The 15,180-nt window shown below is 45.5% G+C and carries 16 protein-coding genes and 2 riboswitches; of the genes, 4 read left to right on the top strand and 12 right to left on the bottom strand.

Annotation, left to right across the window (positions count from 1 at the left end):
- Window positions 1–89 precede the first annotated feature (89 nt).
- The 8 genes from BKB51_RS09675 to BKB51_RS09640 all read right to left on the bottom strand — a co-directional run bounded on the left by BKB51_RS09675 (window position 90) and on the right by BKB51_RS09640 (window position 7,423).
- Window positions 90–536: a universal stress protein gene (locus BKB51_RS09675; RefSeq protein ID WP_158090193.1), complete on the bottom strand. Its 447-nt coding sequence runs from the start codon at window positions 534–536 to the stop codon at window positions 90–92.
- A 141-nt stretch (window positions 537–677) separates the two neighbouring features.
- Window positions 678–2,057: a leucyl aminopeptidase family protein gene (locus BKB51_RS09670; RefSeq protein ID WP_085900907.1), complete on the bottom strand. Its 1,380-nt coding sequence runs from the start codon at window positions 2,055–2,057 to the stop codon at window positions 678–680.
- Between the two features lie 250 nt (window positions 2,058–2,307).
- Window positions 2,308–3,483: a TAXI family TRAP transporter solute-binding subunit gene (locus BKB51_RS09665; protein WP_085900906.1), complete on the bottom strand. Its 1,176-nt coding sequence runs from the start codon at window positions 3,481–3,483 to the stop codon at window positions 2,308–2,310.
- A gap of 267 nt (window positions 3,484–3,750) precedes the next feature.
- Window positions 3,751–4,410 (bottom strand): energy-coupling factor ABC transporter ATP-binding protein, encoded by a 660-nt coding sequence (locus BKB51_RS09660; protein WP_179187826.1) that lies wholly within the window; start codon window positions 4,408–4,410, stop codon window positions 3,751–3,753.
- Window positions 4,410–5,195 carry a cobalt ECF transporter T component CbiQ gene (cbiQ, locus tag BKB51_RS09655; RefSeq protein ID WP_085900904.1) on the bottom strand — a complete coding sequence of 262 codons (786 nt, stop codon included), beginning with the start codon at window positions 5,193–5,195 and terminating at the stop codon, window positions 4,410–4,412. Before cbiQ ends, BKB51_RS09660 begins: the two co-directional genes overlap by 1 nt.
- Before the next feature lies 1 nt (window position 5,196).
- The gene (locus BKB51_RS09650) at window positions 5,197–5,805 is read right to left on the bottom strand and encodes a transthyretin-like family protein (protein ID WP_085901456.1); all 609 of its coding nucleotides are present in this window, start codon (window positions 5,803–5,805) and stop codon (window positions 5,197–5,199) included.
- Between the two features lie 19 nt (window positions 5,806–5,824).
- Window positions 5,825–6,622, bottom strand: a complete 798-nt coding sequence (gene cbiM / locus BKB51_RS09645; protein ID WP_085900903.1) for a cobalt transporter CbiM — start codon at window positions 6,620–6,622, stop codon at window positions 5,825–5,827.
- Between the two features lie 12 nt (window positions 6,623–6,634).
- Complete coding sequence (locus BKB51_RS09640; RefSeq protein ID WP_085900902.1) at window positions 6,635–7,423, bottom strand: DUF4198 domain-containing protein; 789 nt, start codon at window positions 7,421–7,423, stop codon at window positions 6,635–6,637.
- 199 nt (window positions 7,424–7,622) lie between these two features.
- Window positions 7,623–7,857, bottom strand: a riboswitch (cobalamin riboswitch).
- Window positions 7,858–8,024: 167 nt separating this feature from the next.
- Between BKB51_RS09640 and BKB51_RS09635 the strand changes: the two genes are divergently transcribed.
- Both BKB51_RS09635 and BKB51_RS09630 read left to right on the top strand, forming a co-directional pair.
- On the top strand, window positions 8,025–8,612 hold the full coding sequence (locus BKB51_RS09635) for a TetR/AcrR family transcriptional regulator (protein WP_158090192.1): 588 nt from the start codon (window positions 8,025–8,027) through the stop codon (window positions 8,610–8,612).
- Between the two features lie 47 nt (window positions 8,613–8,659).
- Window positions 8,660–8,901: riboswitch (cobalamin riboswitch) on the top strand.
- A gap of 144 nt (window positions 8,902–9,045) precedes the next feature.
- A complete protein-coding gene (locus tag BKB51_RS09630) occupies window positions 9,046–9,861 on the top strand; it encodes a DUF4198 domain-containing protein (RefSeq protein ID WP_085900900.1) in 816 nt (271 codons plus the stop codon).
- Window positions 9,862–9,998: 137 nt separating this feature from the next.
- Here BKB51_RS09630 and BKB51_RS09625 read toward each other — a convergent pair whose 3' ends face one another.
- From BKB51_RS09625 to BKB51_RS09610, 4 genes are all read right to left on the bottom strand, one after another.
- Window positions 9,999–10,523: a CBS domain-containing protein gene (locus tag BKB51_RS09625; protein ID WP_085900899.1), complete on the bottom strand. Its 525-nt coding sequence runs from the start codon at window positions 10,521–10,523 to the stop codon at window positions 9,999–10,001.
- Between the two features lie 149 nt (window positions 10,524–10,672).
- Window positions 10,673–11,575, bottom strand: a complete 903-nt coding sequence (locus BKB51_RS09620) for a MipA/OmpV family protein (RefSeq protein ID WP_085900898.1) — start codon at window positions 11,573–11,575, stop codon at window positions 10,673–10,675.
- 90 nt (window positions 11,576–11,665) lie between these two features.
- The gene (locus BKB51_RS09615; protein ID WP_085900897.1) at window positions 11,666–12,238 is read right to left on the bottom strand and encodes an arsenate reductase/protein-tyrosine-phosphatase family protein; all 573 of its coding nucleotides are present in this window, start codon (window positions 12,236–12,238) and stop codon (window positions 11,666–11,668) included.
- Between the two features lie 195 nt (window positions 12,239–12,433).
- On the bottom strand, window positions 12,434–13,339 hold the full coding sequence (locus BKB51_RS09610; RefSeq protein WP_085900896.1) for a LysR family transcriptional regulator: 906 nt from the start codon (window positions 13,337–13,339) through the stop codon (window positions 12,434–12,436).
- Between the two features lie 142 nt (window positions 13,340–13,481).
- Between BKB51_RS09610 and BKB51_RS09605 the strand changes: the two genes are divergently transcribed.
- Both BKB51_RS09605 and BKB51_RS09600 read left to right on the top strand, forming a co-directional pair.
- Window positions 13,482–14,387, top strand: coding sequence for a DMT family transporter (locus tag BKB51_RS09605; RefSeq protein ID WP_085900895.1), 906 nt, complete (start codon window positions 13,482–13,484; stop codon window positions 14,385–14,387).
- Between the two features lie 84 nt (window positions 14,388–14,471).
- Window positions 14,472–15,170: a GntR family transcriptional regulator gene (locus BKB51_RS09600; protein ID WP_085900894.1), complete on the top strand. Its 699-nt coding sequence runs from the start codon at window positions 14,472–14,474 to the stop codon at window positions 15,168–15,170.
- Window positions 15,171–15,180 lie beyond the last annotated feature (10 nt).

Genomic DNA, 15,180 nt, shown 5'->3' with positions numbered 1-15,180 from the left:
TCCCAAACGTTCCGCAATCGCAATGATTCTAGAACACAATCCTGATCGAACTCAAGACATTCCTGCAAAAAGCTTCTATGAAAGCTACCTTACCGAACAGTAACGCAGGTCACTTTACTCAAACTTGCAACTTTATGAGACACAGATCCGAGAAGAAGAGATTCAAGATCTCCGTGCCCACGGCTTCCCATCACAATCGCATCAATTTTATTCTTATCGGCAAACTCAACAATCGTTCGGGCAGGCGGGCCAACTTTGACTTCGGTCTTGATGTTCTCCACCCCAACCTTTTTCGCAATTTCCTTTGCTTCGCTAAGGACTTCCTGACTAAAGGAATCAAGAACATATTGCGCGTCCTGACCAGACACATGCTCAACCTCCATAAAGCGACGCAGCCCTTCATTCATTTTCACAGCCTTTGCAACTGTTAGGAAAACAAGCTCGCCTTCGAACTTAAGGGCCAGGGCTGCAGCTTTTGAGACAGCACGCATGCTGTGCTCGGAACCATCAACCGCACAAAGGATTTTATTGAACATTGTCATACTCCATCTGTAAGACAGTTATTAAAACCAAATTCAAAAGAACATTAGCACAAAATAAGAGAATTTTCCCAATCTCAATAAGCAACCCAGAAGTGCATAAAAGAGATGCAAAAAAGTATCTGTGCCATTCGTGATTTATTTCCCAACCATTTCTTTGATCATGGCATAAACAGCTCTCAGACCAAGAGCTTCTCCACCTTCCGGCTTGCCGGGTGAGGATGCATTGTTATAGGCCATGACATCAAAGTGTGCCCACGGAATATCTTTCTCAACAAATTCCTGCAGATACAAAGCCGCCGTAATCGCACCTGCGTAGGGACCTGTGGCAACATTGTTCAGATCAGCAATCTTGCTATCCAGCATTTTACGGTAAGGTTGATGCAACGGCATACGCCAAACTTCATCCCCAGTCTCGACAGAATGCTGGCGTAGCTTTTCTGCGGTCGCATCATCGTTACAGAACATCGCGGGTAGATCAGTGCCCAGCGCCACTCGCGCCGCACCTGTTAAGGTGGCAAAATCAATAATCAGATCTGGCTTGGCACGACTTGCTTCAGCAAGAGCATCACATAGAACCAAACGCCCCTCGGCATCGGTGTTCCCGACCTCAACAGTTAGACCTTTCCGTGTTTTAATGATGTCAGATGGTCTGAAAGCATTCCCCGCAACAGCATTTTCAACAGCAGGAATAAGAACACGTAACTGGCACCGCAGATCACTTTGCATGATAGCTGCGGCAATCCCCAACACATGTGCGGCACCGCCCATGTCCTTTTTCATTAACAGCATACCAGCGGGCGATTTCAGATCCAGACCACCGGTATCAAAGCAAACGCCTTTACCCACCAATGTCACCTTGGGTCCTGTATCCCCCCATCTGAAATCAATCAACCGAGGCGCCCGCACAGAAGCTTTACCGACTTCGTAAATCGCCGGGTAATTTGCCTCTATGAGGTTGTCACCAACAATAACATTACAATCAGCTTCGTACTCACCAGCCAGTTGAGATGCTGCTGTAGCAAGCTCTTCCGGCCCCATATCGTTACTCGGTGTGTTGATAAGATCCCGTGTCAGATGGACACCACTGGCAAGGGCATTAACCTGCGTCTGATCCGCCCCCTTTGGCCAAACCAGTGTCGACAGGATTTTATTGCTCTCTTTATAGCGCGTGAATTGGTACGTCCCGATCGCCCAGCCCAACGCAACCTCTGTTGCAATATCGGCAGGAAGATCATCTTTAAGACAATAGCTGCCTTCCGGCAGGTTATGGTTCAAACCTGCGACCGTCCAGATGCCGGGAACATCACGATCCCCAAGTCCGACGACAACAGCTTTGATATCACCCTTTTGATCTGGAAGAGAACAAACGGCCCCTTCATCTGCCTTAAATCCATTGGCCGCCATCCACGATGTTCCGTCGACACCATCTTGGCGTTGTTCGTCAAATTTCTTTTTATTCAAAAATACTAAAGGAATAGTCTGCTTTGATGCAGAATCAGTCAGCTGAAAACTCATATTTTACCTATAAATTACCGGATAGTGAGTAGCAAGATGACGCTCACATAGAAAAGAATGCCGTAGATATTACAGTCAGATGGGGTGAGTGCACAGTTTTTTTTACCCCTCAAGGCATGATAATCGAGACGCTATAAATCTGTGACAAAATTCTTGAAAAATCCCGAAGGCTTAATCGACGTAACCAAATTAGAACTGTTTGGGTCCAGAGTTTCTTGATTAGCTCAGAAACAAAAGCTGCTGATATGAGTTATTCGTCAACGGCCTCTTCATTATCGACTAGCTCATTACCTGTTGATGTACCGTTGATATCCACTGCCTGATTATCTTCGACAGCCCCCTCCGACTCTTCATCTAAAATTTCATCTTCAAAGGTTTCTTCCTCTTCCGGGATCATACCTATTTCTTGATAAAATCTTTTTGCCCCCGGATGCAAAGGCAGGATCAATCCATCCAATGCAGTTTCTTTGGTAATGAAACGTCCCAGCGAATGGCCTTTAGCAAGGTTTGCAGCGGTTGATTCATGCCATAATGCTTTGGTTATCCCATAAATCAAATCTGCATCCAAATCCTCACGCACCAAAAACTGCGCCGGAACCATCAATGCCAAAGTATCAGATGTATTCTTATAGGTTCCCACGCCAATCGTCCCACCGGAAAAGAAAGGATAGATTTCTTCCAAAATTTCTACATCTGTTTTACTGAGGGAGAGAAGCCTTGCCTTGTGTCGTTCAGTCAGAACCGTCACCAACCGGGCTGGTGTACCCGCAATAATAAAGAAAGCGTCAATTTCACCGCTTGTTATTGCTTCGTATGATTCGCTATCAGACAAGGTGAACATATTGTCCTTCGGAACTCTGACACCCCGGGTTTCCAGCAACAACTGAGCCGCAGCATTTGTACCGGACCCAGCTGGTCCGATAGAGATCTTTTTCTCAGCAAGATCTTCGAGCGTACGAATACCACTGTTGATACCAACAACAAGATGCATTGCTTCCGGGTAAAGATTAGCAACACTTCGCAGGTTGCCAATCGCCCCGCGTGTCCGAAAAACATGTTCGCCCCGAAGTGCCCAGAAGACGACATCAGCTTGTGCAAAACCCCCTTCAAGCGTGCCATTCGAGATACCAATGACATTAGAGACAGATCCCTGTGTCGAGACACTGACGGACAAAAGGCCATCAACACCACAGCTACCGCCTTTTTCACATGCTCGGGATCCAACAGGTTTGCTAATAGAACTGGCAATAATACCTCCCAATGGAAAATAATTTCCAATGGTGGCCCCGGTTCCTATTCGAAATACAGGTGTATCTTGAGCAAAACTTATACTCGAGAAGATGGATAAACATAAAGTGAAAGCGACAAAAACGAATTTTTGAAAGTTCTTTAAAAAGGAACGGTACTCTGAGGACGTCGAAAACAACCGACTGCCTTTCTCTTATAACAGATTAGTCGCTGGGAAGCTTTTCTTATCCTACGACATAACTAGTTAAAAGTTAATTATAACCTTGCGTCACTAACGATTTTTTTATTACCCAAAAATCCAGCACTACAAGATATCAACTGATAAGATCAAGCCGCATTAAAATAAGACTATTTTTCACACGACTTTTACTGCCTACCAGAAGATAGCAATCAATAATGACAAGGAGTAGGTATAATTATGGCAGTAATTGGTAAACCGAGATAATCAGGCCGCCTGTTCCATAAGAACACCATCTGAAAGTTCAACCTGCCGGGTCGCAACCCTGTTCAGGAAATGATGGTTGTGCGACACAATGATCATGGCTTGTGGAAGCTCTGTCAGAAGCGAGATCAAATGCTGTTTCGTATCCCTATCCAAATCATTTGTCGGCTCATCTAGCAAAAGAACTTCAGGCTCCAAGGCCATAACAGTTGCTAGGGCAACAAGACGCTTTTGACCACCAGACAGCTTGTGCGTAATTCTATCCGCCAGATGTTCCAGCCTCAAAAGTTCCAGTGTGCGCCCAACGATCTCGCCGACTTCTTCGGATGATTTCCCCAAATTCAAGGGACCAAAGGCAAGATCTTCGGCAACCGTTGGGCAGAAAAGCTGATCATCGGGATCTTGGAAAACCAGTCCGGCACGCACCCGGACATCACGGAAATCTTTTTCTTGTCGCCTTACCGCACCAAAAGCATGAATTTCACCACTATTGGGAGTTTCCAAACCATTTATCAAGCGAAGGAGGGTGCTCTTACCAGCGCCATTACTACCTGTTAAGGCCACACGATCCCCTGCATTGAGTTCAAAATCCACTCCCTTGAGGACATCCAATCCACTTGCATAGGAAAAATGCAGACCACGTAGCGAAATTAGCGACGCCATCAAAAATACTCCACAGCCATCAGGCTCAAAATAACCGCCGCCGCACAACCGGCAAAAATACGGTCGCGTGTTTCTATCTTCATATTATTAAGAATATGGAACCGTCCGTCGAAGCCCCGACATTTCATTGCTTCCATAATACGATCCGATCTCTCAAGGCTTCGGACCAACATCATACCGATCAAATATCCAATGGATCTGAGTGTATGGATATTCGTCCGGGGAACAAAGCCACGGGCTTTCATCGCCATACGCATCGTTTTGTATTCTTTGTAGAACACATCGATGTAACGCACCGTAAAAAGGAAAAGATGTACCAGCTTTGCTGGCACTTTAAGGCGATAGAGTGCATGCCCCAGGACAGATGGTTCCATAATGCCAACTAATCCCATCAGGGAAAACAAGATCGCATTGGCTTTGAGCCCAACCTCTGCTGCGCGATAGAGGCCTTCTTTGCTGGCATCCCATCCCCAGACAGAGAAAAGGGTTTCCCCTGGCATCGTAAAGGGGAGTGTCAGCATCAAAACAACAATGAATGAGTCGACAACAATAACCTTGCGGATTGTTGTCCATAGCGGCAAGCGTGATGATAGAGAAAGCCCCAACCCGATACCAAGTGCAAGGGTAAGGGCACCCAAATCGTGCATTGCTGAAATAAGAAACGCAAAGGATACACAGGAAACAAGGCGAACGCGTGGGTCCAGACTCTTCAAAAATGCTTCAGATCTGCTCTGATCATTCTTAACAGTCCAGGATTGCGAAACTTCGCCCAAAACCTGTGTCATGTTACGCGCCCTTAGTTGTCTTGAAGCGACCGAGAAGGAAAGATGCTATACCAAAGATCCCAAGGATATAGCCTATGCCCCCCAGGATATCCTGCATGCGACGTTCTTCTTTATATTGCGCCAGCTCTTTTCGTAAAGACCGAACTTCTTTTGAGGTTTTTGAAACGAGCTGCTCTAACGCAACCTGATTAATCACCACGAGTTGAGCATTTGTATCAGATAAATTCGACGGAACGGCTGCATCTTCTTCAGAAGATACAGCTTCTTGGCTCGATGAGGTCTCAGCAACACCACCACCTTCGAGATTATCAGGCAGCTCGTCTGCAGTTACTGTGAGCGTCGCAATATGCCCCGCACTTAAATTTGCGCGAAAAATATGATCAACCTTTTTTGTAGCTGTGAAGACAAAGAAACCTTCTTCATCCGTTGTCGTTTCACCCAGCTTGTTATCTTCAGGGTCAAAGACTTCGACAAGAAGGTTTTTCGCCATATCCCCATTGGAGAACCCGATTTCACCTTCAATCAGATTTCCATCTGGATAAGCCGCAGAAATAACTTTGTGTGCCCATGCATTGGAATAAAGGCCAAGCAAAAGAAATGATGCAAGCATACATGCTGCAAATCTTAATTTACCGCACAGCATTGATCAGCTCCGGTTTAACTTTTGTAATTAATTGAATAGTCGCAGCTGTCAAAATGCCTTCCACCGCCATAACCGGGAAGTGCGCCACAATGACAAATTCCGCCGCCTTGGCAAATTCATCTCCGGACAGAGCCAGCGAAATCGCAACCATAACAGCGGTAAAGAAGATCGATAAAGATCCACCCAAAAACCCCCAAAACCCGGCAACAGACAAGGTTTTCCGGCGATACAGGATATAACCATAAATCATCACCAGAGCAAAAAGTGCCAAGGAGATACTATTGACAGAAACACGCCATGTTGCCCCTTCGGTTTGGTAGGCTTCATAAAGAGAAACACCCGCCCAAATAGACAGAATAAAGAAAATAGCAAACAGCACATCAGCCACAAGCTTGGCTAGGTTCTGTTGTTGAGCGGTAATCCCCCACCGACAGATAAAGAAGACCATTACGGCGGGAAAAGCGATATTCACAGCATTCACGCCCAATACGGTCAATCCGCCAAAGCCAAAGAAAACGGCCTGCAGCAGCAAGGCAACGACGAGTGCAGGAAAAGCCGCCCATCCCAGAATAATACCTAACAGCCCGTTTAAGATAAGATGAACAGAAGAAAATCCAAGCGGCACATGAATCAAGGAAACCACGAAAAAAACAGCAGATAGGACCCCAACGCGGGGTAAATCTTCCGGTTCCAGCTTTTTCAGGCTATAGGCCACACCGGCAGCGGCAATAACACCGCCACCGATGAGAACTGGATTTGATAAGGCACCATCAACGATGTGCATCGTTACTTATCCCTAATCAATATCTCTGGCCTGAACCCAGATAACTGCATCCTGTGAAAGCTCTTTGCCTTCATGCTCTTTATCCGGCCCCACACCAAGAGCTGCAAAGCCCCAAAACCCTTCTTCGGGAATACCAAAGGTGAAAGTGCCGGATGCATCCGCTAAAATTGCATGAACAGGTGAAGAAATCTTGCCTTCGCTTTCAAAGCGATTGTTTTCCGGATCCGCCGGATAGTTGAGATATTCAATTTCGATCTCGGCAAAAGGAACAGGTTTTCCCTCGGACAACACCACCCCGGAAAAAGTTCCCCCGGAAATAACATTATAAGGCTTTGTCAGAGGACGAATTTCTGTTTTTAACCCCTGAGGTTCTGCCCAATCAGTTGGCAGATCACCGACATTTACATAAGACTTTGTAATTTGCTGGATAAAAATATCTTCGCTTGCCTCATAAAATGGCGTTGGCTTCAGAACAAAAACGTTATCACCAAGACCGCGTAATTTCACAGAGGCTTCGTAGGCCTTGCCTGTATTTTCGCTGCTGGTCCATTCGATAACATTCAAGCTATCCATCAGATCTTTCTTTTTCCCCTTGCGAATAACATAAAACTCTTCTGGTGTACCCATTTCCATCACATGGCCAGATTCTGCCGGGTGTGTGAACGGCATCTTCAGCGTTAATTCCCCACCTTTTTCAAGCATTGTTTCAGGCGTAAAGATCAACTGGAAATGTGCCTGCGCCCCAGAAATAAATGTTGCCAATCCAGCGGCAACAACCCCACAAAAAAGAACTTTTTTCATCACGTTCTAACTATCCCCTATCTTCAATGTACACACTGAAGACAACGTTCCTAAATTAAGCTGATTGGATTGCGAGAGATACGTAAGACATCTCGTCAAAGCATAAACAGGTATTACTGATTACACTTATTCCAGCAGCTCGGCTCAAAGGCACGCCACAAACGGATGTCCGTCACCAATGGTACTCCCCGCCCTTTGGTTTAGTGACATTATGCCGGCAGGTCTCCTGGCTCACGGATCGTTGCTCAATCACCAAACCTTCCCGGTACCAAACCTTTTCGGCCATACCAGTGGTCATAATTGGTAAGAACTCACCGTTTACAGTTGCGGGGGCAGCCACGGTTCAAGATCCCCTGATGGGTAAATCTCTCCGTGTTCCCTTTTAATCCCCGGACGACTTCATCCATGGGGAACCATGCATGCAGCGAGTTTATGCGGAGAAAGAAAATCCTGCAAGCCCAAGATTTCAAAAGATCAGGCAGAATCCAATCATCGATTTGGGGCTTAATAAAGAATTTAACTTGGTAATTCACTTGGCATCTCCCCCCAATCGGCATACTTATGAGTATGCCTTTAAATGACTTCGATGCGAGTACAAGTAATGACTTCTTCACAAGCCATGTCAAAAACGATCCCCAGCGGTCAAAGCTGGCTTAATGCCGCCATGGAAATTTTGTCCAAAGAAGGCTTTCAGACACTTAATATTCCCCGGTTATGTCAGAAACTTCAGTTAACCAAAGGCAGCTTTTATCACCACTTCAAAAATTTTGCGGCCTTCAAACAAGAGTTACTTGCCTTTTGGGAAAAGGATTTCACGAAAGACATCTTTGAAGAAATTAATAGCGTCGAAGATCCCGAGGCCAAATATGAAATGCTCTTCAACCTCGCCTTTGAAAAAGATCTTGCCGTAGATCTCGCTATACGTTCGTGGGCACAGGCCGATAATCAAGTCAGAGACGTCGTCTCTAAAGTCGATGAAATGCGCATTAACATTCTGGCCGATATGTATCAAAAAGCTTCTGATCTGTCTGAGGACGCGGCCCGTAATTACGCTGTCATCGATTACACAGGCTACATCGGATTCTATAGCCTGTTTCCCGATGCACCGGATAGCTGGGCGCGTGATCTGGCTTCTATCCAAACAAGATCTCTTCTTGCAGACAGTAAAATGACCGGTGGTAAAATTTAATCCTGTCTATCGAGGCACAATTAAATTGATCTGCCTGTACGAAAAAGACACACTGCGCCGGAATCGGTTCTTCGGATGAAAATTTGATCCGAAGATAATAGGGAACACGGAGAGATTTACCCATCAGGGGATCTTGAACCGTGGCTGCCCCCGCAACTGTAAACAGCTTAAAGCTTGTTATAACCACTGGTATTTTTTAGAGGCATTCAAATCTCTAGATGTTCATATCGGGAAGGGACAATGCTCTTATGTTGTAAGCCAGGAGACCTGCCGATTTAACGTCACCTGTCTGATGAACGGGGTGTTCATTGGGGCGGTTTTCCGTCGAGTGACGTGCCTGTCGATACTGGCAAGGCGCGTTTATGCTGATTTAAAAATCAGTACCTAAATGTGCACTGTCATTGTCATAACTTTTTTAGACAAGGCGCGTACCATGTTTATACGATCTAAAGAAAAAAGACTCTCGCGAGTTCTTCTCTTAACTATTTCCTTAACAACACTTTTCTCTCAGAAGGCCATCGCTCATTTCATCGAGTTAATTCCCTCTTCTCCCCTGATAACCAAGAGTGCTGAAAATGACTTTTCATTTGATATACGTTTTACGCATCCTATGGAGGGAGCACCACTTATGGAGATGGAACGTCCTGATTTATTTGGCGTTCAAATCGCTGGCAAAAAATACGACTTAACCAAATCTCTTCAAGCCACAAAATTAGAGGGAAAACTCAATCCTGCGAATGCCACGTCCTATAAGGCAGACCACAAAATAAAACGTGCCGGAGATTACAGTTTTTACCTCGTTCCCAAACCTTATTGGGAACCTGAAGAACAGGCGATGATTATCCACTACACAAAAGTTGTTGTGAATGCCCATGGTCTGGAAAATGGATGGGAAGATCCTGTCGGATTACCTGTTGAAATTATTCCCCTGAGCAGACCCTATGGCCTGTGGACCAATAATCTTTTTTCCGGTCAGGTCCTCAATAACGGACAACCGGAACCCCACGCGCTCATAGAAATCGAGTATCGGGGTGAAGGAAAGGTTGATGTTCCTGCGACACCTTTTATTACCCAGGTTGTTCGTGCCGACAAAAACGGTGTCTTTAACTACGCAATGCCAAAAGCAGGGTGGTGGGGTTTTGCTGCTTTAGTTGATAACGGCAAAACATTACCAGCACCGGATGGGTCAGAAGCACAGGTCGAAGAAGGTGGATTGATTTGGGTTCATACCCAAGACATGCCACAGTAAACACACCTGATTAAAGGACCATATCCTGAAAATCAGCCTTGCAAAAACAGCAGGCAATAAAGCAACAAAGCGGTGGGCTCAGCTATAGAGTCCACCGCTTATTTATAAAACCCAACCAGATGTTTATCATAACAGATTTAGCCCGACATATAAGCCATCATCTGTTCATTTTCATACTCTAGCTCTAGAAGGCGTTTACGCACCACATCGCCGATAGAAATCATACCGCATAACTTGCCATCAGAGACAACAGGCATGTGGCGAAAACGGCCATCGGTCATTTTTTGCATTACCTCGTGTACACGCGCATCCGGTGCACAGCACACAGGATTGGCTGTCATAATTGTATCAACCTTATCCGCAAAAAGTTCTTTTCCTTTTTGCCCGATTCCAACTACAACATCACGCTCGGATACAATACCAATTGGACGCTTATCATCATCCGCAACGACTAAAGCACCAATTTTAAAAGAATTCAGGGTGTCGATGACCTCCTGAACAGTGTGACCTGTCGTGATTGTATGAATTTCGCCACCTTTATCGGCTAGAATATCCTTAACCGCCCCGCCGGAAGTTCCCCCAGAAGATCCCCCTGTTTGCCCTGAGCCAGAACCGCTATCACTTTGATAAACTGCGCCCCTGAAATCACCGGAAAATAGCATTTATCATCCTCCTTGTGTTCTGCTGTCTTTAAAGTATAGCACAAGAATTTTAGGACATAACTTTTGTTTCAAAAAAGTTCCCGGAAGCTCTAATCAAAAAACTTCCGGGACAGTTGGCGGATCGAAAATCCTGTTCCAAAATAAGTGCGTTAGAAATTATAGGTAATCGCAAGGCCACCAGAGAACTGGTTCTCACTTTCAACGAAAGGACTATCGGCTGCATCACCCAACAAACGCGCATAGCCCACGGACCCGATCATGGCCCAGTTCTCATCAAAGCTATACATGGCACCCAAATTTAATCCGACATCCTTGAAGCCCGCATCGGTATCGTGTTGGCTATATCTACTTCTGGAAGCTTGCTTATTGTTCACGCCAAAATAGGATTGCATATAATCTTCTGATGCCCAGCTAACAGATGGCCCCGCTGAGATCCAAAGACGCTCATCAAAAAAGCTATGACGATATTCGGCACTAAAATTAGCCAAAAGACCTTTGTCTTCACCGCTTAGATCCTGCGTAATATCTAACTCGAACGCATACGTTCCCAGATCAATTTCAGCAAACGCAGTCCCCTCAAGCCCGGCTTCAACATCTCCTAACCCTCTAAGAGCAGAGTTATCACCTTCATCCCGGCCCCAATCGTAATTCAAGGAAACGCCACCGCTAAAATGCTCTGAACGCAGTAAAGTTGCACCAATGCCACGATCAACCGAGACAAAAAACGTGTCGTCTCGCCAGGATGCTTCAAGAACGGGCATTGCCCCGACACCATAATCGTCTGAACCTTCATAATCAGGTCCAAACCCGGCCCCCGCACCAATAGTAAAATCCCAGTCACTTAGTGCTGCATCCACGAAGTTATCTAGTTTTGTACTACCTGCTCCAGCTTGATCATCAGCTTTGGTCGGCGAGGCAAGGCTCAAAAACACAACAGACGTGAACAGTACAAACTTTGTCAGCTTGGTTTGAATAACATTGATTGCCTTAACACCTGTGCCTCTAGCTACAGATGAAGACATATAAAAAAATATAGAGCGGTGCCTAAGCATGAGTCCCTCATTAAACAACGAAAATATATCGTGGTTATACAAGGGCTTTCTGACAGAGGACTGACCGTTATGATTTAATAGGAACTAATATTAAGCCAAGGCCAATTCTGTACCCGCAAAATCCCCAAAGTAGCGCTCAGGAACAATCGCGTCATAGGACTTATCACTATTCTGAGTGACCGGCCCAACCTGTTCAAAAAGGCGTTGGACATCGCGTACGGACAAACCATCCCATGACGGCTGTAATGCCTGACAGATAGAATCTTCCAACTGCTTATAAATAGTTCTAATAAAGTTTTTTTGATCCGAAGATGCTTTCAGCGCGTGAATACTCGGCATTTGCCAGTGTACTCTCAAAGCACCCAACGGACCTAGAACAGGTTGATTTTCATCCGGCGCGCTAATGCTAATAACAAGATCAATATCCGGGGCCCCATCTTCCATAAAAAGTTTATGTGTCTTTGAGAAAAGACCTGCAGTGTCATATCCTTTGGCTTCAAGAAACTGATCGACCATTGGCAACATTTGTCCATCAGGCTGCGTTCCCGCGCTAAAAGATCGAACACGCCCGCCCCCAAAATCCCTCAGAAGCGTCTCTGCAATTAAACTTCTAGCGGAATTAGCCGTACTTAGAAAAAGTATATGAACTGGTTTTTGCGCCATTATTCAAAGCCTTTGTGAACAACTATCTGTTTAAGGATGATAGGATTTGTGTGTCCGGTTTTATATTTCTGGATCTATATGATCGTGTTTCATATCACGGGGATAGATACGTCAGAAAAATATCAACAGGATGAAAGGCATGTGACCTATTTATGAATTCCTGTCACCAAACGACTTCAAGAATGATTTATTCCACTAGTTTATAACGTGTGCGGTCTTAAAGATTTTCAGAAGCTCATTCATGACCGATCTAATGGCGGGAACAAAGCGCAAATCACCATGCACGATCAGGTAAAGGTTTGAAACCAACCCCGGAATATCTGGCGTTAATCTTTTCAGTTGAATGTCATGATCACCAGCCGCGGAAGGTAACAATCCAACACCTAGATTTTCCCTCAGCATTGTTTGCATCATCATCGCATGATTAATCCGAATAACAGGCGTCACCATTTTAAGCGTTGACCGCATCCATGTTGCATCGGGTTGATAGGCATGTTCTTCATCCCATCCGACCCATGGTAAATCTTTTTGCCAAAGCCATGCCCCCAAATCTTCCTCTTGGGGCAGAGGAGCAACGTCACTTGCCCTGGAGGCAAAGACAGCAAAGGGCATCTCTGTTAACTTCTGCGTATAGAGATTGCCTTGCTTGGGTTTGCAAAAACGAATGAGCAAATCCGCTTCGCGCCTTGAAAGACTCGCCTCCACGTGCGTCGTGATTAGTTCCAGTTCGATCCCGGGCAGTGTTTTTCTAATGTGATGGACATGCTTCGACAGTAACATCCCGGCCTGTTCATTCATCGAAACTCTGACGGTGCCAACAGAATCAGCCGCCAAAAGTGTGCTTTGGCGATTTAATGTTTCAGCGGCCTCAGCCATGGGAAAGGCTTTTGACGCCAACATCACACCGGCTTCGGTAGGGGATAGACCTTCGGACAATCGCTCGAACAGACGATTCTTCAATCCATCTTCCAATGATTTTATTCTGCGCCCTACAGTAGGTTGGCTAATGCCCAATTCTCTTGCCGCAGCAGAAAAGGACCTCATTTCATAAACAGAAAGAAAGACCCTTATATCATCCCAATCATAAGGGGATTTAAGCATTACACACCTATTCAATAATGAACATCATAATTACAATAATTTTTATATCATACATATATGAATAGATCTATTTATAGAAATACGAGAAATCACACGAGCTAAGGCCAAAGAACTATAGGCCGAAGAACTATAGGAAAGACAAATGTTCGCGCACGCAAACCAGAATAAAACAAACTTTCAGGCGATGTTGGCCGTGCTGTTTGCTGCCTTTCTTTTCTCAGCCATGTTTGCTCTTCCCAAAGGCGCCGCCACAGACCTGCAATGGTTCCAGATCGTTTTTATCCGCTATACAGGGGGATTAATCTTTCTGCTGCCGACGGTATGGCGGTGGCACTACAAAGGAAACAGTCTCAAAAGTAGTTTCGGCCTTTTACACATCGGACGATCAATTGCAGGCATTGGCTCTGTTGCCTGTGTCGTCATTGCCGCCTCACAAATCCCCCTTGCTGATGTCATAACTATCAGCTTCTCCAATGGGGCCATCGTCCTTGTTCTTGCAGGGATAATATTAGGTGAACGGGTTCTTCCCCGCCATTGGGCGTCGATCATCATCACGATTTTCGGAGCAAGCCTTGTTGCCTCTCAAAGCGCGGAAGGAGGGCAAAGTTCCTTCTTTAGCTCTGCGGCTCTTATTGCATTACTTGCCGCATGTTGTATGGCCGTTGAGATAATCGTTATAAAATTTGTCAGTGAACGCGAAGCTATCCCCGTAACTCTGTTGTACGTAAACGGCCTTGCAAGTCTCTTGTTGTTGACCCCGTCCCTCATATGGGGACAATGGCAAGGTTTGGATAGCTGGTGGCCCGTTCTTCTTATGGGACCAATTGCCATTCTCGGACAAGCGCTTAATCTGTTTGCCTTCAGAAAAGCAGATGTGATTCTGCTGACACCTTTAACCTATAGCTCGATCTTGTTCTCTGCTCTGTTAGGCTTTCTGCTCTTTGGCGAACACTTGAGCTGGTACACTGCGCTCGGCGCGATCATCATTATCACGGGCTGTTTGATTGGGATGGGCATCTATCGTAAAAGGCTTCCGCAATCTTCGTGAGATATTAATCTTCAGATTTTGTGTATTATAGTCCGATAAGGCTACCAAAGCATTTCAAACGAGAAGGTTTGATAAAAACACTCTATGACTAGTGATCACAGCGACTTAAAAAGCATCGTCTCTCGTTTTACTGATGAGCAGGTATCGACTCCTGTTTTTGTCGCCAACGTCCTACGTGAAGCGATTATCTCAGGCACCCTGCCCCCGCACAGCCTCGTCCGGCAAGATACAGCCGCCGATTCAATGGGCGTCAGCAAAATCCCGGTCAGAGAAGCTTTACGAACATTGGAAGGTGAAAACCTTATTAGCTTTGAGCGGAACAGAGGCGCACGGGTTCTTCCCGGTTCAATTCGGGAAATGATTGAAATCTTTGAACTTAGAAAAGTGATCGAGCCGCATTTGTTACAGCTATCAATCCCGAACCTTACGGATGAAGATTTAAGTGGCGCGCAAAATCTGATTACCCGCGAAGCTCAGTCAACAAACCAGAAAGAACTGGGCGAGCTTAACCGTCAGTTTCACGAAATCATTCTATCTGGCGCCAAAGAAACCATCGGGTATAAATTTCAAACCATTCTCTTTACAACATCAGAACGCTATTTGAGATTGAGCCTAAAAGAACCATCATCTCAAACCCGAAGCAATGCAGAACACCAACAACTGATTACAGCTTGTATCGACCGCGATGGAGACAAGGCAAAAGAGCTCCTCGTAAAACACTTGGAATCAGCCCAAAATGTTATCCACGAGAAGCTCAAACAGGATAAATCGGTAGATCCCTAAGCGTATAATT

The organism is Kiloniella majae (assembly GCF_002118315.1).
GTDB classification, from domain to species: domain Bacteria; phylum Pseudomonadota; class Alphaproteobacteria; order Kiloniellales; family Kiloniellaceae; genus Kiloniella; species Kiloniella majae.
The sequence above is the reverse complement of the archived record's forward strand: the minus strand, read 5'-3'. Positions and strand labels throughout refer to the sequence as shown.

Excerpts from the sequence above, each read along its gene's own strand:
- BKB51_RS09660 (WP_179187826.1), bottom strand. The coding sequence starts at position 4,410 with ATGGCGTCGCTAATTTCGCTACGTGGTCTGCATTTTTCCTATGCAAGT.
- BKB51_RS09620 (WP_085900898.1), bottom strand. The coding sequence starts at position 11,575 with ATGCTTAGGCACCGCTCTATATTTTTTTATATGTCTTCATCTGTAGCT.
- BKB51_RS09605 (WP_085900895.1), top strand. The coding sequence starts at position 13,482 with ATGTTCGCGCACGCAAACCAGAATAAAACAAACTTTCAGGCGATGTTG.
- BKB51_RS09675 (WP_158090193.1), bottom strand. The coding sequence starts at position 536 with ATGTTCAATAAAATCCTTTGTGCGGTTGATGGTTCCGAGCACAGCATG.
- BKB51_RS09615 (WP_085900897.1), bottom strand. The coding sequence starts at position 12,238 with ATGGCGCAAAAACCAGTTCATATACTTTTTCTAAGTACGGCTAATTCC.
- cbiM (WP_085900903.1), bottom strand. The coding sequence starts at position 6,622 with ATGCACATCGTTGATGGTGCCTTATCAAATCCAGTTCTCATCGGTGGC.
- BKB51_RS09600 (WP_085900894.1), top strand. The coding sequence starts at position 14,472 with ATGACTAGTGATCACAGCGACTTAAAAAGCATCGTCTCTCGTTTTACT.
- BKB51_RS09635 (WP_158090192.1), top strand. The coding sequence starts at position 8,025 with ATGACTTCTTCACAAGCCATGTCAAAAACGATCCCCAGCGGTCAAAGC.
- BKB51_RS09650 (WP_085901456.1), bottom strand. The coding sequence starts at position 5,805 with ATGCTTGCATCATTTCTTTTGCTTGGCCTTTATTCCAATGCATGGGCA.
- BKB51_RS09610 (WP_085900896.1), bottom strand. The coding sequence starts at position 13,339 with ATGCTTAAATCCCCTTATGATTGGGATGATATAAGGGTCTTTCTTTCT.
- BKB51_RS09625 (WP_085900899.1), bottom strand. The coding sequence starts at position 10,523 with ATGCTATTTTCCGGTGATTTCAGGGGCGCAGTTTATCAAAGTGATAGC.
- BKB51_RS09670 (WP_085900907.1), bottom strand. The coding sequence starts at position 2,057 with ATGAGTTTTCAGCTGACTGATTCTGCATCAAAGCAGACTATTCCTTTA.
- BKB51_RS09630 (WP_085900900.1), top strand. The coding sequence starts at position 9,046 with ATGTTTATACGATCTAAAGAAAAAAGACTCTCGCGAGTTCTTCTCTTA.
- cbiQ (WP_085900904.1), bottom strand. The coding sequence starts at position 5,195 with ATGACACAGGTTTTGGGCGAAGTTTCGCAATCCTGGACTGTTAAGAAT.
- BKB51_RS09640 (WP_085900902.1), bottom strand. The coding sequence starts at position 7,423 with ATGAAAAAAGTTCTTTTTTGTGGGGTTGTTGCCGCTGGATTGGCAACA.